A 25,811-nucleotide genomic window follows, 5' to 3' on the forward strand; every position below is an offset into this window, starting at 1 on the left:
AGTTTTCCCAAATTGGGGATATGAATATGATCCGTCGCACGATTGCGTTGCTGGCCCTCGCGTTCGCGGCCGCGTTAGCGCCTATTGCCGCCCAAGCTTCCCAGTCTTATCCTGCGCCGGAGGATGCACTGACGTGTTCTTCGGCCCAGGTGGCGCCCGGCACGCCTTTCTCGTGCCAAGTAGGTGGAGAGAACGGCGCGCAGGCGCAACTTCAGACGACTACCTCCGGAGATGACGCGACCATCGCGGGTACGGTCACTTCCGAAGTCAAGGTGATCGCGAACAACGTCGCGAAGTTCACCGTGACTCCCGCCGACGTCGAGGGGGAAATCGGCGTGACCGCCATCATCAACGGTGTGGCCGTCGACACTGCGGTCATCGTCGTGGCCGCAACAGGCACGGGGGGTGCTTCCGAAGGCGGCGGCGATGGTTTGGCGGGAACTGGGTTCGAGAATGGCGGGCTCGCCGTTGGGGCAGGCGTGCTCCTGGTCTTGGGTGCGGGCGCGGTGCTGCTTGCCGCCCGTCGCCGTTCCGCGAAGAACTCACGCTGATCCCTCAGCGGGTAGGCAGCGGCCACGAGCCTCGCTATTCGTTCGACTGGGGGCTGTTTCCGTAGGCGTGGCCGTAGTGGCCGTAGCCGTAGGCGTCGGGACCCTTCGTGGGCAACATGGTCAACACGATTCCGGACGCCTTGGCGCCGACGTTCTCGAGCGCCGAGAGCGCGGCTCCCACCTGCGCACTGTGCACACGGCCCGCGGCAACCACCAGCAAGGCGCCGCCAACATGCCGTGCCAATACCGCGGCGTCCGTCACCGGAAGCAACGGTGGCGAGTCGTAGAGGACTACGTCATATTCCGCCCCCAGATCCTGAATGATCGCCATCATCGCGCCTGACCCAAGCAATTCAGAAGGGTTGGGCGGTATCCGGCCCGCGGGCAGAAGGTGGAGGGTGGTCTCCCCCCACCGCTGAACCAGGTCTGCGGCCCTGGCTCGACCGATGATCGCGTCGCTGAGGCCCACTCCACCCTCGACCGCCATGTAGGTGGAGATCTTTGGGTCGCGTAGGTCGGCATCCACCAGCAGGACTCTCACGCCGGAGTCGGCGATGCTTATCGCGAGGTTCGCGGCGGTGGTGCTCTTTCCTTCGCTTTGAATTGAGCTCGTCACGACGAACGAACGGTCGGCGCGTTCGGTGTCGAGAAATTGAAGGTTGGTGCGCAGCGTACGGAAGGATTCCGACCGGGGACTGCGCGGGTCCGCGTGCACAATGAGAGGTCGTTCCTTGGCCTTGGGGTCAAAAACGATCCCGCCCAGAATTGGGGTGTCAGTGAGAAGCCCCAGGTCGCGCTCATTGCGCACGCGCCTGTCTAGGGTGTGCCGAAGCAATGCGATACCGACGCCCAGCGCGAGTCCGAGCAATAGCCCCATAGCGAGGTTCAATGTGGTGTTCGGACTAGTGGGTTGGGTCGACACCTCGGCCTCCTGAACCACCGTCAGTTGGACGGGGGAACCCGAGGACGCATCGGTCGTCTCTATGTCCTCAACGACCGCGGCCAGTTGTTCGGCGACAGCGGTGGCGAGCGAGGCGGCAAAGACGGGGTCCTCCTGAGAGACGTTGATGTCAATCACGGTCGTATTGAGTGGGCTGCTCGCCGAGACCTGCTGCCTGAGGTCCGCCACCGAGACGCTAATTCCAAGCTGGTCGATGACGGGCTGCAGCACCGCGGACGTACCCACGAGATCTGCATAGGTTTTGACTCGCTGCAGCGTAAAACTGCTTCCTTGCTGGAGGTCGGTCACGCTAGTCACGCTCGACGTCGACACGAACACTTTCGCTGACGCGCCGTATAGGGGAGTCGCTACGAGGGAGTAGGCGAGGGCCACCGCCATACCCAACCCCGCGGCGATGGCGATGAGCCACCAGTTCTTCCGCAGCATGTTCGCGTAGTCTCGCAGATCCATTTCAACCCTCGCCACTGTAATAGAACCCACATCTCGACCGTTTCAACGTATCCCATAGAAGGCTTATTCGGTTGTTTTGTTCTTGGCCCAACCTTCGTTGAGCAGGAATTTTCGGTCAATCTGGGTAATGCTGGGGACATAAACCGAATGCGCATCGCGGTTGAGTGTTTTGTAACGCTGGGGGAAGTTAATGTCGACGTCCGCGCAAAGGATGAATGGTAAAAACGGTTGGTCCCGTAGTTATCGCGCCCGCTTGGCGCTATCTGACGCCTTTGTGGTCTTGCTCGTGATGGTCGTTGCTCAGTTCGCCCGGTTTGGTTCGGTCACGGATTACAGCGTCTCGGGGCCGGCAGCGCCGCCATACTTGCTGGTGACCGTAGGCATCGGTGTGGCGTGGTGGATTGCGCTAGGAATGACCCGCTCACGCGAGGCCTGGATTCTGGGACATGGCCCGCACGAGTTCCAAAGGGTGGTGCAGGCCACTGGCGGCACGTTCGTGGCCGTGGCCGTACTCGCGTTCCTTACCCAGTGGGACATTTCCCGCGGCTACTTGCTGATTGCCGGGCCCGTTGGCATCGTCACGCTCCTCATCTACCGCGGAATGTGGCGCAAGTGGATACACGCGCAGCGTGACGCGGGGAATCTACAGGCGCAGGTGCTCATCGTTGGGCCTCGTGGCGTAAGCGAGCAGATGATCGAGAGGCTAATCCGCACACGACGCGCTGGTCTGAGTGTCGTTGGCGTTTGCCTGCCGGCGACTCCCGGCGAGAAACTACCCGATGCCGTCGCTGGGGTTCCGGTTGTCGGAACCATCGACGTGGCCGCCGATGCGGCCCTGCGGCTGGGGGTCGAGTACATCATTCTGTCTGGCAACGACGCGATGTCCTTGCATGAATCGCGCCGGTTAAGTTGGTCGCTCGAGGGGACGGGAATCGAGTTGGTCGTCGCGCCCGCGATGGTGGACATCGCTGGACCGCGAATTCAGATGAGCCCGGTGGAGGGTGTGCCACTGATGCACGTGGACACTCCAACATTCGATGGCGGTAAGTACTACCTCAAGTACGTGGTCGACCGAATGATCGCGGCGGTGGGGTTAGCCGTAGCGCTGGTGCCGATGCTCCTCATTGCCCTGTTGATCAAGGTGACGGCTCCCGGGCCAGCGCTCTTCCGGCAGGAACGCATCGGGCAGAATGGCAAGCCCTTCACGATGCTCAAGTTTAGGTCGATGGCGGTAGGTGCCGAGTCGCGGCTTAGCGAAGCAATGGGCGGCTCCGTCGGCGTGTTCTACAAGAACAGGAACGACCCTCGCGTCACCCCGCTTGGGAGCCGGCTACGCCGATACTCGCTCGACGAACTGCCTCAGCTCTACAACGTGCTCGTCGGCCATATGGCGATTGTCGGGCCGCGCCCCCAGGTCGCGTCGGAGGTGTCCCAATACACCGAGTTGGCGGGCCGCAGGCTCCTGGTCAAGCCCGGTCTGACGGGACTGTGGCAAGTGAGTGGGAGGTCGGCGCTGACGCCGGAGGAATCGATCCGGCTCGACGCGTACTACGCGGAGAACTGGAGCCTGATAGGTGACGCCATGATTGTGCTCAGGACGGCACGCGCGGTGGTTGGCCACCGCGGCGCGTACTAGCGGCGTGATACCTGTGTCAGGATCGTCGACTCCAAAGGGAACCTCCGCATCTACGCACGTCCTCATCCTTGGTACTGCTGACTGGAACCAGGCGATTGCCACCAACCAGCACTACATCGCACGCGAACTCGCAAAGCAGCGGGGGGTATCCGTCACCTTTGTCGAGTCACTGGGATTGCGCGCGCCCGAGTTTTCCGCCGCTGACGCCGGACGCATAGCTAGGCGCGTGCGCGCGGTGGTCACGCGTCGTGGCGCGGCGGGCGTGAGCCGGGCGGTCCCGGACGGCGTCTCTGTCGCCTCGCCGCTGGTCGCGCCCGCCTCGTGGCGAGTCGCGCACCCCGCTAATGGTGCGGTGCTGCGCCGAAGCGTGCGGGGTTGGCTCCAGGGCGCCGGCACGCGCATCTTGTGGACGTACACGCCAGTGACGTACGGGCTCGAAGCGCATGCCGACGCCACGGTTTATCACTGCGTGGATTTGCTCGGCCAGGTCGCTGGGATCGACCCCGAACTCATCGACGAGGGTGAGGTTTCGCTCGCAAAGGCCGGGGCGACGTCGGTCGCCTCGAGTGAGGTGGTGCGCACGCATCTCGAGGAACGCGGGTTCGCCGACTCAATTCTGTGGGAAAACGTCGCTGACACGCAGGTGTTTTCGGCGGCACTCACGAGCGCCCCGGCGCGGGTGGCTCGGCGCGCAATATTCGCCGGCAACCTCACGCCCGAGAAGGTGGATTACTCCGCGCTCCATGCGCTGACAAGGGCGGGGTGGCAGGTGATGTTGGCGGGTCCGCGCGGCCACGGTGATGGCAAAGAGTTCGCGCGGGCGCTAGGTGCAGGAGTGCAATACCTCGGGATGCTCGCGCCCGCCGAACTTGCGCAAGAATTTGCGCGGGCCACGGTAGGGCTCATCCCGTACATCGTTTCCCCCTATACCCGGGGTGTGAGTCCGCTCAAGACCTTCGAGTATTTGGGCACGGGACTCGCGGTCGTCGCGAGTGACCTGCCCGGAGTTCGCCGTGTCCCGGGGATGGTCGAGCTCGCGTCGGGTCCGCAGGGGTTCGTCGCGGCGGCCGAGCAGTTCTCTGAAGTGCCTTCCCCGCAACGGATCGCGGCGCGCGTGGCGATAGCGCAGGAGCACAGTTGGCAGGGTCGCGGTGAGCAGGCTCGCGAGATGGTGACCACTTTGGCCGCCCTGTCCCAAGAGCGGGGCGCTCGCCCATGAGGCGTGCTGCGCTGAGCCTCTTCGCGGGTGGGCTGGCGGGCAAACTGCTCGGCATCCTCCGTGAGGTGCTCCTGGCTGCAGCGTTCGGGATCTCGGCGCCGGTTGCCGCGTTTCGCACGGCACAAACGGCGACGCTCGCCCCGGTGAACTTCTTCACCGCTGACGCGTTGTCAGCAGGCTTCGTGCCTATTCATGCGCGGTTCCTGGTGACTGACCCGCGGCGTGCGGCTGTGTATTACCGGGCGATTCGAGACCTCCTCCTAGGCGTCTCCGTGGTGCTCGCACTCGCCCTGTGGATCTGGCGTGACGTGGCGGCCCGCCTCATCGCTCCGGGGTTCGACGCGTCGACGGGTGCCATGACTGCGTTGATGCTCGGCGTCATGGCCGTCGGCATACCGCCGTACATCTACACCGCGCTCGCGTCTTACCTCGAGATGTCGCACGGCGTGTATCGGATCGCCTCGGTGCGGGCGTCTGCGCAGAGCGTTGGGCTGATCGTCGGCGTGGGGCTCGCGGTGATCTACGACGCGCCAGTGTGGTTGGCGGGTGGATTTACTGGCGCGTATGTAGGACTGGCGGCGTGGTCGGCAACTCGAATTCACAGATCCCGCCTGGCGGGCACGGCAGAAGACATCACCCCATCCGAGCGGCGGGAGGCGTACGCAACTCTGTGGCGCATCGTCCGGCCCCTCGTTCCGTTGCCCTTTCTCCTCCAGGGCGCGATCGTGGTCGAGCGGATGATCTCCACGCTATTAGGCACTGGAGCCACCGCCAGCCTCGACTACGCGCGGGTGATTTCAGACACCTTGGTGGTGCTCATCGCTACGCCCCTCGGCCTGGCGAGTCTGTCCGCGTACGCGAACAAGACCGACATCGAAGTGAAGCGGAGCGCGCGGAAGGTTGTGCGCCTGCTGGTATTTGTCGGTGCCGGTCCTGCCGTCGTGCTCGCGTTTCTCGGCACGGACATTGTCGGCGTGGTGTTCGGGAGGGGAGCCTTCGACGCACGAGCTGAAATCATCACCGGCAAGTACCTGCTCGGCCTGAGCTTTGGCCTCGCGTTCCAGCTCGTGGCCTATTTTCTTATCAAGGTGCTTAACTCTCGTCGCCGTAATCGCGAGGTACTCGCCGCATTGGGGCTGGGTTCGGTCACGCTGATCGCCGTCGACCTCGCGCTGTTCCGGGAACTGGGAGCCCTCGGCATCGGGATCGGCGCAAGTGCGGGCGCGCTGGTTCAGACTGTTGTCGCGGCGTCGTTCCTGGGGCTCATGCCGGCGCTTCTGCGCGCGTGCCTTGCGGTGATTGTCCCTGTCACGCTGAGTGTGATGATGGGGATATGGGGCGCAAGGATGGGCCTGGGCGGCATCGGTGTGCTGGTCGCCTTCGCGGCGATTTGGCTCCTAGCGCTGTGGCTTACCCCGAGTCTGCGCAATACTGCGAGAGAAATGCTTAGTGGGTGGCGGACATGACGAGTGGCGCCAGGTCTGCCGTGGCGCACTCTGGTAGCGGCACGATGGGCCCGCTGATGGATGAGCGGCTCGACGTCTCGGTTTTTCGGCACACGCTGTTCCTCCCCTCCGAACCGTTTATACCTCTGCAGGCGGAAGCGCTCGACGAGAATGTTTGCTACATGGCTCGTGACGCGATCGTGGGCGAAGTTGCCGGGGATCGAAGAACCTCGACCCTTGCGGAATCGGGGCGGCTAGCGGTGCTGCGTCACACCGCTGGTGACCATCGCCCGCTCGCTCGGCTTTTACGGCGCGTCGATCCAGACATCGTTCACGCGCACTTTGGGGTGGAGGGCTCGGTCGCGACGCGGCCGGCTGCGGCCGCGGATGTCGCGCTCGTGACGACTCTCCACGGTTTCGATGCGTCGCTGAACCGGTCTGCGCTGGTGCGCTCAGGGCGAGTGAACTGGATCCGTTACGCGGCGACAAGGGGCAGGTTCCTCAAGGAGTCGGCGTGCCTGATCGCCGTGTCGGAGCACATCGCCCGCAACGCGGTGGAACTGGGCGCGAGGGAGAATTCGCTCACGGTGCTCTACACCGGCATTGACCTCAAGTTGTTCGCGCAAGCGCCACCGCCTGAGGAGCCGACTATTCTTCACGTCGCGCGACTGGTGGAGATGAAGGGCACAGCGGATCTCATCAGTGCTTTTGTTCACGTGCTGAAAAAGGTTCCTGAGGCGCGATTACGGATTATCGGGGATGGTCCACAGCGAGGCCCGCTCGCGGAGCAGGTTGCCGCTCTCGGGATAGGTGACGCCGTTCAGTTCGCCGGCGTTCAAGACCAGGCCGCGGTCGCGCTGGCACTTCGACAGTCCACCCTGCTTTGCCAGCCCAGCTACACCGCGAGCACTGGTGCCGCGGAGGGGCTCGGTCAGGTGCTGCTCGAGGCGAGCGCCACTGGCAGGCCCATTGTCGCCACGCTACACGGCGGAATCCCAGAGGCCGTCGTGGACGGGACAACCGGATATCTGGTGCCCGAACGCGACGTCGAGGGGCTCGCGGAGGCCCTCGTGGCGGTGCTGAGTGACAGGCGGGCTGCTCGTGATCTTGGCGCTGCCGGGCGGCAACGCATGGAGATGTTCTTTGACTCGACCAGGCAATCCGCCAAGCTGTCGTTGCTTTACAGGGGTTTCCTCGCGGGGGGATAGCGTGCAGGTGGCTGTGTTCCCGAGACGCGGCGCCGGCTGAGTTTGGGGTCGTCCGTCTCTGGTTCGCGTGCCGGCAGGTCCATGAGCATGATCGCGAGGGCGACGAGGACCATGCTCTTCATTTCGCCGTAGACGGTTGTGTTGTCAGCCATTCCATGAAGGAACACCCACCAGGTAGCCACTAGGGCGCATGCGATGGTGGCGCGTTGGCGACGCTCTGCTGTCCTTGCCAGAGCAACGGCACCGGCAACCGTGACCGTCGTGATGATGGCGATCGTCAAGATCAAGCCCACGATGCCCGTGTTGACCCAGGACGCGAGCAGAAGATTGTGGGGCGGTATCGTTCGCCCGACCGCTGCCTCGGCGTGTTCAGCCCAGTTGCCATAGCCGAGCCCTACCAGCGGTTGCTCGCCGAATAGTTGCCACGCCGCCCGCCACAGCGGCGCACGGTCGGCGGCCGACGCGTCGAGCTCCGAGAAATACTGAGGGAAGCGAGTCGATAGGAACGGTGGAATGGCAAGCCCCACGGCCACCAGGGCCGGAAGGAGCGCCGCCGCGGCCAACACCCCCGCGCGTCCACTCGCGACCACGAGTAGCGCGGCGGCGATAGGCAGCAGGATTAAGAGGAGAAGACCCGTTTTGGACCCGGTCGCGAGGACGCCGAGCGCAGCAAGAGCCGCAACCCAGCCGGCCCACGCCCTACGAAAGTGGAGCGCGACGGCGACGAACACGAGCGCCGCCGTTCCCAGAAACATTGAGGCAACGTTGCCGTTGACGAACAGCCCGCCGGCCTTCAGCGGATCGAGGACGTTGTTTGGGCCCGTGGTGAAAAGCGCCTGGGCGCTCGGGCCTACGAACACATCCGCCAACAACGTGCGCATGAAGTCGATTTCCCACGCGGGGCGCAGGTGGAACGCGATCGCCATGAGCGCTTCAACGACAACCCAGAAAGCCACAAGGCTAGCGGCGCGGTAGATATGCCGACTCTCGACTCCGACCGCATGGCCCAGCCTAAGAAAAGCCAGAAAGGCGAGGAGCTGTGACCCGATGAGAAGCGCGGACGTTGGCTGCGCGGACACGAAGACGTAGAGGAAAGTCACGATGGCCAGCAGGCCCACCGGGATCTCGATTCGCCGTATGGGCGACCGATTGCTGGGCTCGATGAAGGTCAACACAAGGATGATGATCATCCACATCTGGAAGATTGAGGCGGGAAAGCCGGGCAGATGCACCTGTGGCACCGCGAGGAAGGCTGCAACGTAGAGGCGGTGGTGGGGTTTCATGACCACTGTGAGCGCCAGCACTACCAGCGCCACGGCAGCCAGCACAACGGTGATCATAGTGATCCTCCTGGCGCGCTTCTCGCCCGTCGTGAGGCGCGCACGTTTACAACTTACCGCGGCACGGAGGGCCGTTCATGGAATCTTGGTGCCGACGCTTTGCGGTACCCACGCGGTGATCTCCCGCACGAAGCGGGATCGATCGAACATCATGGCGTTCTGGGCTACCTCGGAGACGTCCACACTCAGCGCCGCGTGCGCGGCAGAGATGAGTTCGAGGTCGTCGCATCGTTCGTTCACGACCGCACCCCCCTCGCAGGCCAGTACCGACTCGCTCGCGCCGCCCTCAGCGCAAGCCAGCACGGGGGTGCCTGATGCCATGGACTCGACCGGCATGATTCCGAAATCCTCAATCGCCATGAATACGTAAAGTACTGCTTGCGCGAAGAGGGCGCGCAGCAAGGCGGTGGACGGATCGATCACAAATCTCGCGTGAACGCCGAGGCTTTCGGCCTCGGCTCGCAAACGTGCCTCCTCCGGTCCGCTGCCGGCGATGACAACGGGCAAGCCGAGTAGCCTGCCGACCCGAAGTGCCTGGCCGACCTCCTTATAAGGAATCAGTCTCGATGCCCCCAGGACAAACGGCTCGCGCCCCAATTCATCGATCACCCGCCTCTCGCCATCGGACAATCTGTTTTGGGCCGTGGGGGTAGTCGAGATAATGTCGGCCACGTCTACGGGTGGGTAGATGACCTCAGACTCGCGTTCCCAGAACCTAGCGATCCGCGCGGCGACGTAGTGGCTGTTCGCCGCAACTGCGTCCAACTCCCCTGCTCGGCGCTGATCGAGAGTGCGCAGTGGGCGACTTGCCAGCCGGGCGAGCGGCGAGTCGCCACGACAGTCGATCTCGGGCATCCACACGTAGCGGGCGGGCGTATGAACGTACGCCAGCTTGGGGATGTCGGGAAGAGAGGGCAGGCGCACGTGGTGGGCGAAGGCGTGACTGCTGACCAGGAGCCATTCGGGAGAATATGGCGCCCGGACGTGGCGCCAGACCGTGGGCGTGATGGGAAGGCACGCCCCCTTGTGGAGACGCAGGGGTGTGCGCGCGAGCCAGGTGTCGTGAATGGTCGTTCCTCTGTCAACGTCTGGTGCGTCGTCCCAGAGAACCTGAAGGTGAGCGTCCGGAAATGCCTCGATCATCGCTTCGACGACCCTCTCGGAGCCGCCCGTTTTCGCGAGCCAATCGTGGACGATGAGGCCCGCCATCATCGCCCCCTCTGCTGAGGTGCTGCGCTATCCGGCTGGTTCATGACGCCTCGGTTCGCCATCTGCGTTCCCCGGTGTTTCTCTCAGGTTGCTTCATGTGTGCTCCGGCCTCTCCGCTATGAGGGGCAGGGCTCCCTGGCGGCATCTAAGTCAAGGGACTTGCGCAATGAACTGAATTTCAGCTTCTCGGTTGTGGGGCAAAAGGAGGACAGCGGAAGGTCGTACTCAACGTGGAAAACTGGTTTACCGGCGTTGATGAACGCGGACAGCACCGAACACTCGTCGTACTCGAAGCACTGCTCGTTGACGGCAAAGTCGAATACCGGCTGGAGCAGGGCGACCTGGTCGAGGTCGTTCTTCAGTCCCACGGCTAGCCCGCGCTCGTGCGCGAGATCCGCGAGAGCCCTGTTGTAGGCCGCCTGGTCCTTGGCGGTCAGGCTAAAACCGGAGTCATTCTGGTAGCCGTCGACGTTGTCGGGTTCGACGGCGTCGAAGCCCTTCTCTGCGCAAAGGTCCATGCGGGCCGCCATGATCGGCATGAGTACGTCGAGCTGGCGGATGTCGAGCCAGCGCTCATCGGGCCAGCCATCGAGTTCGCTTCCGAGGACCGCGGACGGAAACTGGTTGCTATCGGGGCGGTAGGACTCGTACGATCCGGCGGACAGGTAGCAGATGACCTTGTGCCCCTGCGCTTGGAGCTGGCTCACCTGCTTGGCAGAGGTGTCGTACAGGTCAACGTCGTACACCTGGGCATCCACACTGAGGTCCAGCGGTCCTGAGAGTTGCCACTGCCAGGAGGCACCCACGGAGGGCTTCCAGCGGCCGGAGCCGGAGTCGGCACCGGACCCGGTTTGCGCGGGAGCGGGTGGCATGGGTGCCTCCGTGGAGGCCGGGGCAGAAGTCGAGGGCGAGGCCGTGACCGACGGCAGCGCATCGCCGGAGGGGGAGACGGAGGGCGACGCGCCACTGCCCGCCGTTATCGACGGCACGGGGGCAGCGGTTGGCGGAAACTCGGACGGCGAGGTCGGCACTGTAGTACTACAAGCGGCCAGGCTCACCACGAGCACCTCAACAATGACCAGCGCGGCAATCCGACGGATGGGAGTCATGACTTCACGCTTTCCATGGGGGCGTGTTCTTGCGCCCTCACTTTGGTAATCTCGGTGACGAGACTGGGCGGGACGCGATCCCACGGGTTCGAGCCGTGTCCGCTCGTGAGGAAGACGCTGCCAACATGGCGCTCAGCAGCGAGGCCGAGCCCCTCCGCATAATTGCCCGGCGGAAGTGAGTGAACCAGGTGGCAGAACCGTTTGCGCGGGTACCGGTGTACCCAGTCGGAGACCTGCAGTGCCTTGTAGTCATTCCAGGTGCCCTCGAAAGTCACGGTGACGTTGGCGAGATCGACGTAGCCGGGATGCGGCTCGGCCCCGGCGTTCAACACGACGAACGACGCCCCGGCGGTTCGCGCTGCCACGACGCACTGGGCGTAATGGTCCAGCTGCTCGAGCCCACTGCTGACTTGGTCCAGGAACACGCCCCGCAGTCCATAAAACTCCCGGTACGTGCGCACCTCTTGGGCAACGTCGGCCGGCGCGCGACGTCCGTAGTCGGTGTCGACATACCCCACGATTCTTATCCCAGCCGCGCTGAGCGACTCGACGATGGGCAGGTACGAAGGATCCGGAGCCTCGCCTGGACCGTTGTGGACGTTGACGATGACGAATCGCATCAAGAAGGCATGCTCAACGAGTCGCCGCCACTTGGCCGTTGAGACTGCGGGATGGAAGTACGCGGGAACGGCGAGGGACAGATTGGCTGCTGGTGCGCTCATCGGTGTGCCCCCGCGTAGGAGAACTGCGAAGCCGCAGCAGGAAGGATCACCGCGAGCAGGACAAGGAAGACCATGAGGTGCAGTCCGGCGAGTGCTTCGGGAGAGGCCGATGCGAACGCCCACCTCAGCGCACTGTCCACAATCAGCGCCGTAATAGAGAGTCCGAGCGCCAGTCGGTATCGCCCCAATGACAGCAGTAGCGTGGCGCAGAAGAAGGCCAGCCCCAGAACCCCATACGCGCAAGTGCTGAGGATGAAGGGGAGTGGAGGTTGCTGGGGAAACGCGACGATCACCGTGGCTGACAGTACGGCCAGAACCGCGCCATAGTTGAGCACCGCGTAAGCGAGTTCGGAGCGGGCCAGGACTCGAAAGCGCTTGACAGATGTGGTCTCACGCAGTGCCATCAGGGCGCGACTGCGGAGCCTGTAGACCTGCCACTCCGCGACGCCGAGACTTCCCACGAGGGGAAGCATCATCAAGGCGATCGGCCCCTCCGCGGGGTTCCCGTGACGCGTCAGTGCGTCTACGACGCCGAACGCCACGAGTCCCGCGGTGGCGATGCCGTAGGCAAAATAGCCCGAGCCCATGGAGTATTCGTAGCGAGCAAGGCCGAAGCCCTCGCGCAGGTGTGTGACGGTTTCACGTGGCGTCGCGGCCAGCCTTGTCCAGGCGGCGACCACGGCACCCGCAACGCAGAGCGCAAGGATCCCGAACGCAATCTCGCTGCGAATAGCGGTGGCGCCCGAGAGTTCCAGGACCGCGAGAATGACGCCGGGCGCGAGCACGGTAAGCAGAAGAAGGGCCGCCTCCACGACGATGAGGATCGTCGCGGCAAGCAGGTACGCCACCTGGAATCCTGCCACCATGACTGCGGACGTGAGGGTGCCAGAGATCCATCCCGTGAGCAGGATCGCGAATCCGAGAATCCCCGCGAAGACGAGGGCGGATCGGAACATCGCGCCGGCCGCGCCCTGTTGCCCTCGGCCGATCAGGACGTGGCCGAGCAGAGACAGCCCCTGCCCGAGTCCCGCGGCGACTATCGTCGTGCCGAGGAGCAGGATGGCATCGAACCCGCTCTGGAGCATCACGAGCGCCAGTGCATACATCAGGCCTGGTAAGGCGTATAGCAGCCCCCGCAAAAGGTGCCGACGAACAGGCCGGCTCCACGGGTCGATCGGAGCGACAGCGTTCGAGGTGCGCCTCGGAACGAGCCCGTACATCGCCTCCGCAAGCTCGAAGACGCTGGCTGCTCCGTAGTAGGTACGCGCCTGCCGATCGCTTAACCCCGCGGCCTCCAGTCCCGCAGCGATTTCGAACGGGTCGACAGCCTGGGTGCATAGATCGTTGTGCTCGCGGGTCAATTCCGCGATCCGCGTCTTGCTTCGCTGTTCGTCGCCGGAGAAGTCGGCACCGGGGGACTCATCGATCGTTTGTGGTGGGCGGACAGTCCACGCGAGTCCCGTGATGAGAGCGCCGGCGTCGAGGGCGGTTGGCGCGCTCATCGAGGGGGAACCAACTGGAACGAGCTACGCACGGGCGTCGCTATGGCCGCAGAGGTAGGGGTGGTGACGCGCGCATAGAGGCCGCGGAAGGTGCTGAGCATCTGCTCGAGTTGGAAGAGGCCGAGTGCTCTCTCCCTGGCCTCCGCCGCCATTGACCTGCGCAATTTGTCGTCGGAGAGCAGTACTACGCACGCCTCGGCGAAGGCCGCCGGGTCGCGAGGGGGTGCGAGCATCCCGGCATCTCCTACGAGCTCTGGGATGCCTCCGACCTCGGTCGACACCGTGGCTCGACCGCACATCATCGCTTCCATGACGGTGTATGGCAGGCCCTCTGAGATGCTCGACAGCGCAACCAGGGTCGACTCCCCGTACGCGCGCGTGACCGGTCGAATGGGCCCTTCGAAGCTGACCGCGGCCGTGAGCCCGAGCTTGTCCGTCAGGTCGCGGAGTCTCTTCTCATACCATTCGTTGCCGGCAGGGGTGGGTCCGAATAGCCGCAGCACGGCCTCGGGAATCTGCTTGTGGATGAGCGCAAACGCCCTGATGAGCGTCTCGAGATCCTTGAGTGGGTCGATCCTGCCAACCCATCCGATGGTGGGGGCGTCGGGCTCCGGCCCCGCGGCCGGGTAGTCCGCGGCGAGGATGCCGTTGAAGGCGGTGGCGATTGTGTCTGGATCGGCCCCGTGGCGCGTCTCCCATCGTTGGTTGTAGATGTTGACTGGGGCGATAGCGTCCGCGGCGGCGTAGGCGGTCGCGCACACCCGCCGGAACAGGGCGAGAACGACGGCCTTGACCGGCCACCGGTACTGGATGTTGCGAAAGGATAGGTAGCGCTCTCGCAGGTAAACCCCGTGTTCCGACATCACCATCGGCGTGCCAAACGTCCACTTCGCCGCCAGCGCCAACAGCGCGGGCAGGCCGTTTGACACGGTGTGGCACAGATCGGCCCGCACGACAGGGGCTGAGAGCGGGCGCAGGAAGTGCTCGACGAGCTCGGTGGCCTGGACGGCCTCGTGCATGCTCATGGGGTGATCGCTGCGCAGGTCGCCCCATACTTCCGAGAGGAGGCCTATCGCCGAGTCGGCTTGCAGGACCGCGGTGAGGTCCCGACGCTGGGCGAAGAGGAAGATCCCACGCAGTGCGTCAGTGAATTCCTCTTGCGTGGCCTCGGGGTCGAGCGCGGTCATCAGGAATGGGCGGTACAGGGCGAGGAATCTCATCTCGTCGGCTGCGGCAGGGCGACGATGAGAGATGGGCGCGAGCTCCCACAGCGGAACGATGTTGAGTCTGCTGACATTGGCGGGAAGGGTGAGCGCTGTTCGTTCCCGGGAGTTTCCCGCGACCGCCACTACCTCGTAGTCGTGCTCGGGGAGTCCCCGTATAAGTTGGTCGCACCACGTGCTTACCCCACCCGTGACGAACGGGTACGACCCCTCAGCGAGTAGTGCAATCCTCATGATGCACGGTGCTCCTTTTGACGGAAACGATGCGGCTCACCTTGAGGAGACGCCGATGCGCCGCGCCACGCGCTCTCCACCATCTGGGTTAGGTCCAGACTCGCCTTCCATCCCAACACCTCTTCGGCGAGTTCCGTCGCGGCCACCATGCTCGCGGGATCCCCCGCACGTCGCGGGAGGACTGTGGCAGACGTGTCCTTGCCGGTCACGTTGCCGATCTCTTCCAGAACCTCGAACACAGTGTGCCCCACTCCGCATCCGACATTGATGGTCTGATTGACGGTGCCTGACGTCACCCGACGAACGGCGGCCACGTGCGCCGCCGCCAAGTCCTGGACGTGGATGTAGTCCCGCACGCAGCTGCCGTCGCGGGTGGGATAGTCGTCGCCGAACACGACGGGGCGGTCGCCTCGGCCCAGCGCCCCGAAGACGAGCGGGAAGAGGTTCGTCCCGGAGTGCTCGGCGAGGGCGGGGTCAGCGCAACCGACAACGTTGAAGTACCGCAAACTCATACAACTCAATCCGTGAGCAGTCGCCGCGTCCCTGATCATCCACTCGGTGATCAGTTTGGATCGCCCGTACGGGCTGTCCGGTCGGGTGGGGTCGCTTTCCGTGACGAGGTCTGCGTCGGACGTTCCGTAGACGGCAGCGCTGGACGAGAAGACCAATTGGGTCACGCCCTCCGAGACCATGCTCTCGAGCAGGACGAGCGCGCCGGCAACGTTCTCGCGGTAGTAGTACAGGGGCTGCTCAATCGAAGCCGGGACCGACTTCTTGCCTCCCAGGTGCACGACCCCGGTGACCGCGTGCTCTCTGAAGGTGGCTCGCAAGACTGCCGCATCGAGCACGGAGCCGGTTACCAGCGGTACGTCGTGAGGCACTCTGCTGGCCACCCCGGTGGACAAGTCATCGAATACGACGACGGACATTCCAGCGTGACGCATAGCGCGGAGCACGTGGCTACCTATATAGCCTGCTCCTCCTATCAATAACCAGGACATATACCCTCCGTAATGTCACGAGCGGGACTCGCTCGCGTGTATTTTGAATGCACCGTCAAGTGACGGAAAGCAGGGGCGCTGGCGCGCCAGGGGAAGCTGAGGATGCGCCGAATTGGCGCAATGGTGAGCTGCTCTCGGCAGCCGCACAGTGCGAGAATCGAAGGCGGACGATGCCGACGCGGGGCGAACTGGACTCGGCGAACACGCTCGAACGAGCACGGGGACGCCCCATCGGGCGGCACGCATGAATCCTGCACATCGAATCGTTCCCTCCCGATGATGTGACAGCCGCGTGTGTGATTTAGTTCACACTCGCTGATTGGCTAATGTTCGGCATCTCTTGCATATGACTATATGCGAACCTATAGGATAAGCGCGAGGGAAGACGCTGGGGAGGGCGAGGTCCGCATTCCGGTGGAGTGTGGATGGCCATTCGGCCATTGCGTGATCCTTCGGCCGAGACTGCAATGCTGCAGTCCCGTAGCTCAAGTCTTGAGGGGTCGACGATGAGGTTGCTCGGTGGATTTCAACTGGTTTTGTGGCGACGAGGAATCGCCGCCCTCGCTGTCGCGATGCTGGTTTGGGCGGTGCTACCTGCGGCGATTGCCCAAGCGGCGCCCGGCACACGCGTCGACCTGAGGGTGCTGCTGCTCGCCGACGGCAACTCTCAGACCGCGGCGATCGCGACCCAGATGGATCGCGAGGGGGTGCCGTATACCGCGGTGGACCTCGCTGACCCCGGGCGACCCATCATCGACGATGCGTTCCTCGCCGACTCCGCGCAGGGACACGGCCGATTCCAGGCGATCGTGATGCCGAATCAGTTCGGGGGTCTGTCCGAGGCCGAGCTCGCGGCCGTGGCCGACTACGAGCGCTCGTACGGCGTGCGGCACGTGAACGCGTACGTCTACCCGGGGGCTACGACGGGACAGGCCAGCCCCACGTTCTCGGGAACGCTCGACGGCGCCGCCGCGACAACGACCGAGGCGGGACTGGCTGGGCCGTTCACCTACCTGAACGGACCGCTCACGATCGACAACTTCGATCCGAGTGTGGCGGAGGTCTACGGCTACCTCGCCCAGCCCTCGCAGACGCTGCCGGCGGGCGCGGACTTTACCCCGCTGGTCGAGGCCACCCTGAATGGGCAGACGGGCACGCTCGTCGGCGTTTACACGCACGACTTCCGTGAGGAATTGAACATCACGGCCTCGTACAACAGCAATCAACAATGGTTCAACGAGATCGCGCACGGGGTCGTCACGTGGATGACCAGAGGGCTGCATCTTGGGTATCACCGCAACTACTTCTCGGTGCAGGTCGACGACGTGTTCATGGGTGACGGCCGGTGGAACTCGACCCTGAACTGCACCCCCGGTGACGTCGTGGGTCAGTGCGAGGAGGAGACGTCGACTGACATCCGGATGATCCCGAGTGACGTCGCGCGACTCAGCGCGTGGCAGGCGGCCAACGGCTTCACCTTCGACATGGTGTTCAACGCCCAGGGCAGCGTGGACGCCATCGAGGAACTCGGCGGGCCCGACCCGTTGACGGACGCGCTGCTGGCCGCAAAGGACGAGTTCGTCTGGGTCAATCACACTTATTCGCACACGTTCCTCGGGTGCATCCAGATCGCGCCCACTCAGCTAGGCGAGTCATGGCGTTGCGCCACTCCTGCGGACAGCGGCCCCTACTACGACCCTGCTCTCGTGCCCGACTCGGAAGCCACTGTCGATGGCATCCGTTGGCTATCGCAGGCGAAGATCGAGTCCCAGGTCGCGTTGAACCAGCAGTGGGCCACCGCCCATGGGCTGCCCAATTACGACCCGACGGCGCTCGTCACGGGCGAGCACGCAGGCCTACTGACGGAGCCCCAGCAGCCGATCGACAACCCCTACCTTGCTCCGGCACTGGCTGCCACCGGCATCGCTTACACCGGCTCGGACGCCTCGCGCGAGACCGAGTCGCGCCTGGTCCAGGGCGGATCCACGATGACCGTGCCGCGCCACCCGATGAACATCTTCTACAACGTCGCGACCTACGGCGAGGAGGTCGACGAGTACAACTGGATCTACACCAGCGCGGCTGATGGAGGCAGCGGTTTGTGCACCGCCAACCCGGAGACGAGCACGTGTATTACCCCGCTGGCTAACGCCAATCCGAGCGAAGCGGAGGCCAGCTTTAGGGGTTACATCGTCCCGATCGAGGTGCGCAACGCCTTTCGTTACGTCATCACCAACGACCCGCGCCCCTTCTACGCGCACCAGTCGAACTTTGCCGAGGATGCGGTGCTGCTTCCCGCCGTGGAGGGCGTCCTCGACGAGTACGAGGGCGCCTACGACGTTGCCAAGTCCCCGCTGATCACCACCGATCTTGTAAGCATCGGCCAGGCGTTGAACCGCATGACGAGCTGGACCGCTGCGCAGGACGACGTGACCGCGTACGTGGACTCAACGGGAGTGCACGTATCCGGGCCCGAGGGCACCACCATCCCGCTTACGGTGCCGACCGGCACCACCCTGAATGGGCCCTCGCTCTCCGCGTACGATGGCGAACTCTCTGGCTGGTTCGGTGCATCAGGATCGGACTCCGTTGTCGCTGAAACTGCGACCGCGATGGGCGGCTACATCGGTCACGCCGCCCCGGCTGTTCCGGACGTGAGTGTGACGGGCGCGAATGCCTCAGCCATGGTCAATTGGACGTTGCCCGGCGGTGACGGCAATTCTCCGGTCACTGGGTTCGGGGTGGATTACTCGAGTGATGGCGGCGATTCGTGGAGCACGGCCGTCGCTCCGTCCGCGGGAGTGATTGCCACGAATTTCTTGGTGACGGGCCTGACGAATGGGACTCCGTACGTCTTCCGGGTAAATGCGGCGAACGCGGTGGGTGTCGGTGAGTGGTCCTCGGCGAGTTCAGCGGTCACGCCGCAGCCGACCGTGCCTGGAACTGTGACGGGTGTCACCGGCTCCAGCGCAACGTCGACATCGATCGAACTGTCCTGGACGGCTCCAGACAACGGGGGCGCGCCGATCTCCGAGTACGCGGTGCTGCGGTCCTCCAACGGCGGGACCTCATGGATTCCGGGGACCATCTACGTCACCGGCAACCCGGCTCCGACCACAGTGGCCATTACGGGTCTGACTCCGGGGACGCAGTACGTGTTCCGGGTGGCGGCGAAGAACGCTACCGGGTGGGGTCCGAGGTCGGCGACATCGGCGCCGGTTGGCACGGCTCCAGCTCCATTGCCGGCGGCGGTGACAGGCGTGGTGGCGTCGAACGCGACGTCGACCTCGCTCGACGTGTCGTGGACGGCTCCCGAGGGTGGCGTGGTGCCGGTGCTGGAGTACGCGGTGCTTCGGTCATCCAACGGTGGGCAGTCATGGTTGGGTTCCACGTATGTGAGTGGCAGCCCGGCCGCAACGTCGGTGACTCTCACGGGTCTGACTCCGGGGACGCAGTATGTGTTCCGGGTGGCGGCGAAGAACGCTACCGGGTGGGGTCCGAGGTCGGCGACATCGGCGCCGGTTGGCACGACTCCAGCTCCGTTGCCCGCGGCGGTGACAGGCGTGGTGGCGTCGAACGCGACGTCGACCTCGCTGGACGTGTCGTGGACGGCTCCCGGGGGTGGCGTGGTGCCGGTGCTGGAGTACGCGGTGCTTCGGTCATCCAACGGTGGGCAGTCATGGTTGGGTTCCACGTATGTGAGTGGCAGCCCGGCCGCAACGTCGGTGACTCTCACGGGTCTGACTCCGGGGACGCAGTATGTGTTCCGGGTGGCGGCGAAGAACGCTACCGGGTGGGGTCCGAGGTCGGCGACATCGGCGCCGGTTGGCACGATTGCAAGTGCTCCAACGGCGCCGACCAGCGTGGCCGGCGTGGCAGGCAATGCCTCCGTGTCGTTGACGTGGGCGGCTCCGACGAGCACTGGCGGCTCGCCCGTCACCGGTTACGGGGTGGACTTTTCCAGCGATAGCGGTGCCTCGTGGAGCACGGCCATTGCTCCGGCAGCGGGCCTGACTGCCCGGAATTACACCGTGACGGGGCTGACGAACGGGACGGCGTACGTGTTCCGGGTGGTGGCCGCTAACGCGGTGGGATCCAGTGGGTGGTCGGCGACCAGCGCGAGCTACACGCCCCCAACGCTGCCCGCAAGGGTGACGGGGGTGGCGGCGTCGAACGCGACGTCGACCTCGCTCGGCGTGACGTGGACGGCTCCCGATGGTGGGGGTGCCCCCATCCTGGAGTACGCGGTGCTCCGGTCAACCAACGGCGGCGCCTCATGGATCCCCGGGACCGTGTACGTCACGGGGAGCCCCGCTCCCACGTCCGTGACCCTCACGGGTCTGACTCCGGGGACGCAGTACGTGTTCCAGGTGGCAGCACGGAATGCCACTGGTTGGGGTCCGCGGTCCGCGATATCCGCGCCAGCGGGCACGCTTCCTTAGCCTTGACGGCACGGGTTGCATAACTACTGGAGGTGGATGAAATGAAACGTCTTGAGCGCCTTTTACTCGGCGCGCTGGCCAGCGGTGTCGCTCTTGCCGCGACTGCCGGATGTTCAGCGTGGTCGGACAATCCGTCGCCGTCAGAGTCGGTGGTGGCGACAAGCGCTGACGCGGTATCGCCGGTGCCGACGCAACCCGCTGAAGCGGCCCCAACGGGACCGCCTCCTGAAATATCTGTCTCGGTGAACGATCCAGATGACACGCCGGGGCATTGTGCGGAGGCGTCGCTCCTGGCGATGCTCCCGGCTGGCTCGAGCATCCAGGAGTTCCAGTGCGCACTGGGTTCGCCCTACCAGTGGGCCGCTGTGGTGGAGTCGTCGACGTCCGAGGTCTACTTCATGCGCTCCAACGGGCCATGGGAACTGGTCGAAACCGGCGACGCCTGTGAAAGCGGCGAGGGGCAGGCACCGGAGGAACTCTTGTCAATGTGCCCGGAGCCGTAGCGGCTGACCGGCCTCGAGCCGCAACTCAAGCGTCTCCTGCAGGGCCGCCTCAACCTGGCCGCGGCACGAATTCAGGCGATCGCCTAGGAGGTTAGAGCTCCCGCTCGAACGCGGCCATGAACGCATTGAGCTGGCCCGACTCAACCAGGAAGCCGTCGTGGCCCACGGGGGAGTGGACCACCTTCACGCCATGGGAGCCGGACAGCGCCGCGTCGAGGCGCTCGGAGTTGTGCACGGGGTATAGGCGGTCGCTGTCGACTGCGACGATCAGGGCCGGGATATCCACTGAGGCCAGGGCGCTCTCCACGCCTCCGCGGCCTCGGCCAACGTCGTGGGACTGGATGGCCTGGGCTAGTCGCACATAGGTATTGGCGTCGAACCGACGCGCGAGCTTGCGCGCGTGGTGGGCCAGGTAGCTCTGGACCGCGAACTGTCCGTCGCGCCCCACCGGGTCGCTGGCTCCCTGGTACGTACGTCCAAAACGCTCGCCGAGCTCGCCCTCCGAACGGTACGTGGTGTGCGCGATCATGCGCGCGATGCCGAGCCCGGTGTGCGGGCCGTCGCCGTCGCCCGCGCCGTAGTAGTCGCCGCCGCGAAACTGTGGGTCAGCGGCGATGGCCGCGAGCTGGGTCGTCGACCACGCAATCTGATCCGCGGTGACCGCCGCCGTCGAGCCCACGGGCGCGATGGCGCCGACTCTGCCCGGGGCCATGACCGTCCATTCGATGGCGCGCATGCCGCCCATGGAGGGGCCGGCGATGAGCCGCCAGCGGTTGATCCCGAGGTGGTCCATCACGGCAATCTCGGCGTTCACCATGTCGCGCATGGTCACGTAGGGGAAGCGGGATCCCCACGGCTGTCCGTCGTCGGGATGAGCAGTGGCGGGTCCGGTGCTGCCCTGGCACCCTCCCACCACGTTCGCGGAGACGATGAAGTGGCGGGTGGGGTCGATCGGCTTGCCCTCGCCGACCATGGCGTTCCACCAGCCACCGGTAATGTGCCCGGATTCCGCCGGCCCAAAGACATGGCTATCGCCGGTCAGCGCGTGCGCCACATAGACCGCGTTGTCGCCGGAGGCGTTGAGGGTGCCCCAGGTTTCGTACGCCATCCGCACCCCTGTCAGGACGCCCAGCGGGTCTGCCTCCAGCGGGAGGTCGCCGATGTCCACGAACTGGCGCCGACCAGGGTCGTCGCCTTCGCGCCAGGCCGCCGAGGCGGGAATGGGCGTGCCGATTCCCGGGCCCTGATCCGCCGCCCACGCTTCTGTCTCGATGCCGTCGTCATCCATACCGCTCACCACACTAGGGCACGCACGCTTGAGTCTGACGCGATTCGTGACGATGAACTGAGGGCACTCTTGATGGCCTGCGCCGTGCCGGCCCTCGCGGCATGCCGCAGCGCGGCCCTCAAAATGCGATCTATACATATTGATGTTTCACATGTGACAATTGGGACTAGGCATCGACGATGCAGAGTGATTTTTTGGGCGACGGATCGCGCAGGAGGCGAGTGGAAGTAATGAAGTGGCTTACCCCGGTACGCGTGCGTACCGCCTCGACCCCGCGCATGCGCGCCTTTGCCGCGGCATCGGCCGCCCTGCTTACGGCGGGTGCCATCCTCGTCGCGGTGCCCCCCAGCCCCGCCAGCGCAGCCGACTACCCCGGACAGTCCGAGATCGATGCCGCGAACGCCGCCGTCGCCGACGCCTCCTCCGGCGTGGGGGCACTCGATGCCGCCATGGTCGATCTGGAATCCGCTTTCGACCAGGCGCAGCAGGCCTCCCTGCTCGCAGCCGAGGACTACGCGCAGGCGCAAGAGAACAAGGACGAGGCGGACCGCGAGCTCGTCAGCGCCAACCAGCGCGCGGCCGAGGCGGATGCCGCGCTCGAGTTGGCGCGCGAGAACCTCGCCACCGTCGCGATGGACGCGTACCGCACCGGCGGGGACATGAAGGACTTCACCGCCATCGCATCGGCGAGCGGCTTTGACGACGTCATCACCAAGAGCGAAGTAATCGGCCGCGCGTCGTCGGAGGCAGACTCCCGCATCCAGACAGTGAAGGCCGCTGAGGTCGTGGCTGCTGCAATGCGCGGCTACGCCGAGGAAGCCGCGACCACGGCGACCGATGCCCAGGAAGCGGCTAGCGAAGCACTCGGCGCGGCGGAGGAAACCCAGCGGCAGGCCGAACGAGCCGTCGACGAGGTGTCCACCGCGCGCAACGGTGCACTCGCTCGCCTGGCCGAGGTCCGCAACACGTCTGTCGCTCTAGAGCAGCAGCGTCAGGACGGCCTAGCGGCGGAGCGTCGCCAGAGCGAGGTCGCGGCATTCGAGGCGGCGCAGGACGCCGAGGACGTGGCGGAGGCAGGCTCATCGTCGCCCGCGAACTCGACGCCGCAGCCTCGCCCGACCACGTCGAGCACGTCGACCCCCGACCCGGTTCAGACCACCGACCCTAAGCCCACGACCACCCCCAAGCCGGATCCGACCAAGGACCCCGAGCCAGAACCGACGAAGGACCCCGAGCCACCCGCGCCGACGCCCCCCACGCAGTCCTGGAAGTCCTCCGCCAGCGACGGTAACGCGGCGGTCGCCAAGGCCCTCACCCTGATGGGTACGGCCTACCAGTGGGGCGGTAACGGGCCCGCGTACGACTGCTCCGGCGTCACCTATGCCGCCTGGAAGTCCGCTGGATACACGATTCCCCGCAGTTCGACCACGCAGTACAACGGGCTGACGAAGATCAGCAGCAGCCAGATGCGCGCGGGTGACCTGATCTTCTACGGCTCAGGGCGCAGCTCGTCGCGCATCTATCACGTCGCGATGTACATCGGCGGCGGCATGGTGGCCGAGGCGGCGACGTACGGCACTCCTTCGCGAGTCCGCTCGCTGTACGCATGGGGAGTGAGCGACATGCTCCCCACCGTGGGCCGCCCGTAACGGGGCCAACCACACCACGCTTAGATACGACGAAGGCGGCCCCGGATCATTCCGGGGCCGCCTTCGTCGTACGGGTGCTAGTGCTGCGGCGGGCTGAGCGGGTTCAGGTGCTCGAACACCGTGCCCTTGGCGCGCGCGAACGAGGCGGTGATCTCCGCCTCTGCCTCCTCGCGGCTCACCCAGTGCGCGCCCTCGACGGACTTGCCCGGCTCCAGGTCCTTGTAGACCTCGAAGAAGTGCTGCACCTCAAGGCGGTGGAAGTCGCTGACGTCCTCGAGCTCCTGGCGCCATGCTTGGCGCTGATCGCCGACCGGAACGCACAGCAGCTTGTCGTCGCCGCCCGCCTCGTCACGCATGCGGAACATGCCGAGCACTCGGCAGCGGATCTGGCAGCCCGGGAACGTGGGCTCCTCCAGGAGTACCAACGCGTCGAGCGGGTCGCCATCCTGGCCCAGCGTGCCGTCGATGAAACCATAGTCGTCGGGGTAACGCGTGGACGTGAATAGCATTCGGTCCAACCGGATGCGACCGCTCTCGTGGTCAACCTCGTACTTATTGCGGCTACCCTTTGGGATTTCTACAGTGACATCAAATTCCATGGCGCTTCCTTACGTCCAAGTTAGGTGTTCCTGGGTACTAGTCTGGCGCATGTTGAGAGGTGACGCGTGCGAGGCAAGGTTTGGGCAGCAATTCTGACCCCAGTTGTAGTGCTTGGCGCGCTCGGCGCGTACGCGTGGGCCGATGCTGAGGATCTAGTTCCCGGCGTCCTCACCAACGCGCCGGCACAGGTCCCCCCGGCGCCATTTGTGACGGCCTCGCCTGTGGCGGTCGAGCCCACCCCGAGCGGTCCGGTGGCACAGCTCGACCCCAACGCCGCGATTCCATCGTCGGCCGCCGTCGAAGCGCTGGCCGCGCAGCTGCGCGCCGATGAACGCACGGGAGACTCGACGAACGTGGCGGTGCTGGACTATCTCACTGGCGAGTACGTGGGCGGGATTTCTCCCGATGACACCCAGGTGCCTGCGTCGACGACCAAGATGCTCACGGCCGCCGCGGCCCTGCACGCGCTGGGACCTGACTCCACCACGACGACGGCCGTCACGTGGGACCCCACCACGGACACTCTCACGCTTGTCGCGGGAGGGGACCTCATGCTCGCCGCTGGCGAGGGTCACCACGGCATCGGCCATGCTGGCGAGATCGACCAGGCCAACGGCTGGGCGGGGCTGGGGGATTTGGCCCAGATGGCTCGCACCGCGCTCGGAGCCGACGCGCCCGCGACCATCAACGTCGCGGTCGACGACTCTGCGTTCCCCGGGCCGGCGTGGCCCGAGGCCTGGCCCGAGTACGCCAGGGTCAACGGCTACGCGGCCCCCGTCACCGGCATCGCCGTCAATGTCGCGCGCGTCGAGGGCGACGGTTACGGCGATCGGCACCAGGATCCGTCCCTCGCTGCCGCGCAGGACTTCGCCGACGCACTCGAGGCCGAGGGCTTCCAGGTGGGCGACGTGACGCACGGGGTGTCCCCGGCCGATGCGGCAGTGGTCGCGACGGTCGAGTCCGCGCCGCTCGGCCTGGTTTCAGAGTATTTTCTAGCGGTGTCGGACAACACCATCGCGGAGGTCACCGGGCGCGTGCTGGCCATGGAGACCGGGCAGAGCGTGGACCCCGAGGGCGCGGCTGCGGCGACCATCGCGCAGCTGAGCGCCATGGGCGTCGACACCGCTGGCCTGACGCTTTTTGACGGTGCTGGATTCTCGGAGGACAACCTCATATCTCCCCATCAACTTGCCTCCACCCTGGTCGCCTCGCGCACGGATCCCAACGCCGACGAGCTGGTGAACTACATGGCTCTCGGAGGACTCGAGGGCACTGTGAAGTCGCGATACGCGGATACCAGCGCGGCCGGCTATCTTCGTGCCAAGACAGGCTCGCTCACGGGCGTCACTACCCTCACGGGGATCGTGACGACCGCGGACGGACGAGTGCTCGCCTTCGCGACGATGGCGGACGGGATGCCCTACGGCCAATCGCTGCCCAAGGCGGCGATCGACGAGTTCGTCACCGCGCTGGCAGACTGTGGGTGTGAGTGATGTCCACTCAGACAGCAGCCGGAAGG

General features: G+C 65.2%; 19 protein-coding genes. 9 read left to right on the top strand and 10 right to left on the bottom strand.

Going from position 1 to position 25,811, the window contains the following annotated elements:
• Window positions 1–20 precede the first annotated feature (20 nt).
• Window positions 21–551, top strand: coding sequence for a hypothetical protein (locus tag ACQU6B_RS01775; protein WP_430868331.1), 531 nt, complete (start codon window positions 21–23; stop codon window positions 549–551).
• Between the two features lie 34 nt (window positions 552–585).
• On the opposite strand, the gene ACQU6B_RS01780 is transcribed toward ACQU6B_RS01775, so the two are convergent.
• Entirely contained in the window at window positions 586–1,962 is a 1,377-nt protein-coding gene (locus ACQU6B_RS01780) for a polysaccharide biosynthesis tyrosine autokinase (protein WP_430868332.1), read from the bottom strand.
• Window positions 1,963–2,215: 253 nt separating this feature from the next.
• Here ACQU6B_RS01780 and ACQU6B_RS01785 point away from each other — a divergent pair, with 253 nt between their 5' ends.
• From ACQU6B_RS01785 to ACQU6B_RS01800, 4 genes are read left to right on the top strand one after another with little or no spacing between them, the layout of a single operon-like run.
• Window positions 2,216–3,598 (top strand): sugar transferase, encoded by a 1,383-nt coding sequence (locus ACQU6B_RS01785; RefSeq protein WP_430868333.1) that lies wholly within the window; start codon window positions 2,216–2,218, stop codon window positions 3,596–3,598.
• Between the two features lie 13 nt (window positions 3,599–3,611).
• Window positions 3,612–4,817: a glycosyltransferase gene (locus ACQU6B_RS01790; RefSeq protein WP_430868334.1), complete on the top strand. Its 1,206-nt coding sequence runs from the start codon at window positions 3,612–3,614 to the stop codon at window positions 4,815–4,817.
• Window positions 4,814–6,283 carry a lipid II flippase MurJ gene (locus tag ACQU6B_RS01795; RefSeq protein ID WP_430868335.1) on the top strand — a complete coding sequence of 490 codons (1,470 nt, stop codon included), beginning with the start codon at window positions 4,814–4,816 and terminating at the stop codon, window positions 6,281–6,283. Before ACQU6B_RS01790 ends, ACQU6B_RS01795 begins: the two co-directional genes overlap by 4 nt.
• Window positions 6,280–7,470 (top strand): glycosyltransferase, encoded by a 1,191-nt coding sequence (locus tag ACQU6B_RS01800; RefSeq protein WP_430868336.1) that lies wholly within the window; start codon window positions 6,280–6,282, stop codon window positions 7,468–7,470. Before ACQU6B_RS01795 ends, ACQU6B_RS01800 begins: the two co-directional genes overlap by 4 nt.
• Here the strand turns inward: ACQU6B_RS01800 and ACQU6B_RS01805 are convergent.
• The 7 genes from ACQU6B_RS01805 to galE all read right to left on the bottom strand — a co-directional run bounded on the left by ACQU6B_RS01805 (window position 7,443) and on the right by galE (window position 15,765).
• Window positions 7,443–8,810, bottom strand: a complete 1,368-nt coding sequence (locus tag ACQU6B_RS01805; RefSeq protein WP_430868337.1) for an O-antigen ligase family protein — start codon at window positions 8,808–8,810, stop codon at window positions 7,443–7,445. The genes ACQU6B_RS01800 and ACQU6B_RS01805 overlap by 28 nt on opposite strands.
• A 75-nt stretch (window positions 8,811–8,885) precedes the next feature.
• Window positions 8,886–10,019, bottom strand: a complete 1,134-nt coding sequence (locus tag ACQU6B_RS01810; RefSeq protein ID WP_430868338.1) for a glycosyltransferase — start codon at window positions 10,017–10,019, stop codon at window positions 8,886–8,888.
• 116 nt (window positions 10,020–10,135) lie between these two features.
• The gene (locus ACQU6B_RS01815; RefSeq protein WP_430868339.1) at window positions 10,136–11,128 is read right to left on the bottom strand and encodes an endo alpha-1,4 polygalactosaminidase; all 993 of its coding nucleotides are present in this window, start codon (window positions 11,126–11,128) and stop codon (window positions 10,136–10,138) included.
• A complete protein-coding gene (locus ACQU6B_RS01820; protein WP_430868340.1) occupies window positions 11,125–11,850 on the bottom strand; it encodes a spherulation-specific family 4 protein in 726 nt (241 codons plus the stop codon). The genes ACQU6B_RS01815 and ACQU6B_RS01820 overlap by 4 nt, the downstream gene beginning before the upstream one ends.
• The gene (locus ACQU6B_RS01825) at window positions 11,847–13,352 is read right to left on the bottom strand and encodes a hypothetical protein (protein WP_430868341.1); all 1,506 of its coding nucleotides are present in this window, start codon (window positions 13,350–13,352) and stop codon (window positions 11,847–11,849) included. Before ACQU6B_RS01825 ends, ACQU6B_RS01820 begins: the two co-directional genes overlap by 4 nt.
• Window positions 13,349–14,809: a GT4 family glycosyltransferase PelF gene (pelF, locus tag ACQU6B_RS01830; protein WP_430868342.1), complete on the bottom strand. Its 1,461-nt coding sequence runs from the start codon at window positions 14,807–14,809 to the stop codon at window positions 13,349–13,351. The genes ACQU6B_RS01825 and pelF overlap by 4 nt, the downstream gene beginning before the upstream one ends.
• On the bottom strand, window positions 14,806–15,765 hold the full coding sequence (gene galE, locus ACQU6B_RS01835; protein WP_430868343.1) for a UDP-glucose 4-epimerase GalE: 960 nt from the start codon (window positions 15,763–15,765) through the stop codon (window positions 14,806–14,808). Before galE ends, pelF begins: the two co-directional genes overlap by 4 nt.
• A gap of 551 nt (window positions 15,766–16,316) precedes the next feature.
• On the opposite strand from galE, the gene ACQU6B_RS01840 reads away from it, so the two are divergent.
• Both ACQU6B_RS01840 and ACQU6B_RS01845 read left to right on the top strand, forming a co-directional pair.
• Window positions 16,317–20,252: a fibronectin type III domain-containing protein gene (locus ACQU6B_RS01840; protein WP_430868344.1), complete on the top strand. Its 3,936-nt coding sequence runs from the start codon at window positions 16,317–16,319 to the stop codon at window positions 20,250–20,252.
• A gap of 242 nt (window positions 20,253–20,494) precedes the next feature.
• Window positions 20,495–20,755, top strand: a complete 261-nt coding sequence (locus tag ACQU6B_RS01845; protein ID WP_430868345.1) for a hypothetical protein — start codon at window positions 20,495–20,497, stop codon at window positions 20,753–20,755.
• A gap of 91 nt (window positions 20,756–20,846) precedes the next feature.
• On the opposite strand, the gene metX is transcribed toward ACQU6B_RS01845, so the two are convergent.
• Window positions 20,847–22,043, bottom strand: coding sequence for a homoserine O-acetyltransferase MetX (gene metX, locus ACQU6B_RS01850; RefSeq protein ID WP_430869264.1), 1,197 nt, complete (start codon window positions 22,041–22,043; stop codon window positions 20,847–20,849).
• A 230-nt stretch (window positions 22,044–22,273) separates the two neighbouring features.
• On the opposite strand from metX, the gene ACQU6B_RS01855 reads away from it, so the two are divergent.
• The gene (locus tag ACQU6B_RS01855) at window positions 22,274–23,692 is read left to right on the top strand and encodes an NlpC/P60 family protein (protein WP_430868346.1); all 1,419 of its coding nucleotides are present in this window, start codon (window positions 22,274–22,276) and stop codon (window positions 23,690–23,692) included.
• 77 nt (window positions 23,693–23,769) lie between these two features.
• On the opposite strand, the gene ACQU6B_RS01860 is transcribed toward ACQU6B_RS01855, so the two are convergent.
• Window positions 23,770–24,291, bottom strand: coding sequence for an inorganic diphosphatase (locus ACQU6B_RS01860; protein WP_430868347.1), 522 nt, complete (start codon window positions 24,289–24,291; stop codon window positions 23,770–23,772).
• 66 nt (window positions 24,292–24,357) lie between these two features.
• Between ACQU6B_RS01860 and dacB the strand changes: the two genes are divergently transcribed.
• Window positions 24,358–25,785 carry a D-alanyl-D-alanine carboxypeptidase/D-alanyl-D-alanine endopeptidase gene (gene dacB, locus ACQU6B_RS01865; RefSeq protein WP_430868348.1) on the top strand — a complete coding sequence of 476 codons (1,428 nt, stop codon included), beginning with the start codon at window positions 24,358–24,360 and terminating at the stop codon, window positions 25,783–25,785.
• The last annotated feature ends 26 nt before the right edge of the window (window positions 25,786–25,811 follow it).

The organism is Demequina aurantiaca (assembly GCF_050598105.1).
GTDB classification, from domain to species: Bacteria; Actinomycetota; Actinomycetes; order Actinomycetales; family Demequinaceae; genus Demequina; species Demequina aurantiaca_A.

Excerpts from the sequence above, each read along its gene's own strand:
- ACQU6B_RS01775 (WP_430868331.1), top strand. The coding sequence starts at position 21 with ATGAATATGATCCGTCGCACGATTGCGTTGCTGGCCCTCGCGTTCGCG.
- ACQU6B_RS01780 (WP_430868332.1), bottom strand. The coding sequence starts at position 1,962 with ATGGATCTGCGAGACTACGCGAACATGCTGCGGAAGAACTGGTGGCTC.
- ACQU6B_RS01795 (WP_430868335.1), top strand. The coding sequence starts at position 4,814 with ATGAGGCGTGCTGCGCTGAGCCTCTTCGCGGGTGGGCTGGCGGGCAAA.
- ACQU6B_RS01800 (WP_430868336.1), top strand. The coding sequence starts at position 6,280 with ATGACGAGTGGCGCCAGGTCTGCCGTGGCGCACTCTGGTAGCGGCACG.
- ACQU6B_RS01805 (WP_430868337.1), bottom strand. The coding sequence starts at position 8,810 with ATGATCACCGTTGTGCTGGCTGCCGTGGCGCTGGTAGTGCTGGCGCTC.
- ACQU6B_RS01810 (WP_430868338.1), bottom strand. The coding sequence starts at position 10,019 with ATGGCGGGCCTCATCGTCCACGATTGGCTCGCGAAAACGGGCGGCTCC.
- ACQU6B_RS01815 (WP_430868339.1), bottom strand. The coding sequence starts at position 11,128 with ATGACTCCCATCCGTCGGATTGCCGCGCTGGTCATTGTTGAGGTGCTC.
- ACQU6B_RS01820 (WP_430868340.1), bottom strand. The coding sequence starts at position 11,850 with ATGAGCGCACCAGCAGCCAATCTGTCCCTCGCCGTTCCCGCGTACTTC.
- ACQU6B_RS01825 (WP_430868341.1), bottom strand. The coding sequence starts at position 13,352 with ATGAGCGCGCCAACCGCCCTCGACGCCGGCGCTCTCATCACGGGACTC.
- pelF (WP_430868342.1), bottom strand. The coding sequence starts at position 14,809 with ATGAGGATTGCACTACTCGCTGAGGGGTCGTACCCGTTCGTCACGGGT.
- ACQU6B_RS01840 (WP_430868344.1), top strand. The coding sequence starts at position 16,317 with ATGAGGTTGCTCGGTGGATTTCAACTGGTTTTGTGGCGACGAGGAATC.
- metX (WP_430869264.1), bottom strand. The coding sequence starts at position 22,043 with ATGGATGACGACGGCATCGAGACAGAAGCGTGGGCGGCGGATCAGGGC.
- ACQU6B_RS01855 (WP_430868346.1), top strand. The coding sequence starts at position 22,274 with ATGAAGTGGCTTACCCCGGTACGCGTGCGTACCGCCTCGACCCCGCGC.
- ACQU6B_RS01860 (WP_430868347.1), bottom strand. The coding sequence starts at position 24,291 with ATGGAATTTGATGTCACTGTAGAAATCCCAAAGGGTAGCCGCAATAAG.